We start from the raw sequence: 432 nt of genomic DNA, 5'->3' as shown, positions 1-432 counted from the left end.
CGGAAGGTGGAGAAAAAGGAAACCGTCAGCACGCCGGCGGGCGAATTCGATTGCTACGTGATCTACAGTGAAACCCAATCCAAGATGATGATGGCCAACCAAACCTTCCCGCAACGCACCTGGCTGGCGGAGGGCGTGGGCATGGTCAAGTCCGAGAGCTATAACAAAAATGGCAAGCTTACGAGCCGGATGGTCCTGTCTTCGATTTCCCGTTAGTCCGGCGCGAAATCCCGGGGGATATCAATCCGGCTGCACGGGGAGGCTTTCCGCCCCGAAAAGTTCCGAAAAATGGGTGAGCAATTGCTGTTTCACCTCCCGGGTGGGTATGTGGCGCCCGAGTTCGGCGCTGAGGGAAGTCACCGATTTGTCGCGGATGCCGCAGGGAATCATCAGGTCAAAATAGGCGAGGTCCGTATTGATATTAAAGGCAAA

General features: G+C 55.6%; 2 protein-coding genes. One reads left to right on the top strand and one right to left on the bottom strand.

The features are described from left to right. Nucleotides 1-216 (top strand): TapB family protein (locus ACRHNM_RS16250; protein WP_431137689.1); only part of this gene is annotated, 216 nt, incomplete at its 5' end. A gap of 24 nt (nucleotides 217-240) precedes the next feature. On the opposite strand, the gene ACRHNM_RS16245 is transcribed toward ACRHNM_RS16250, so the two are convergent. Continuing rightward, nucleotides 241-432: lipoyl protein ligase domain-containing protein (locus ACRHNM_RS16245; RefSeq protein ID WP_431137687.1), on the bottom strand; the 192-nt coding region annotated here is incomplete at its 5' end.

The organism is Psychroserpens mesophilus (assembly GCF_050617655.1).
In the GTDB taxonomy this organism is placed as follows: Bacteria; Bacteroidota; Bacteroidia; order Flavobacteriales; family Flavobacteriaceae; genus Psychroserpens; species Psychroserpens mesophilus_A.
Note: the sequence above shows the minus strand (reverse complement) of the source record. Positions and strands in the feature narration are given on the sequence as shown.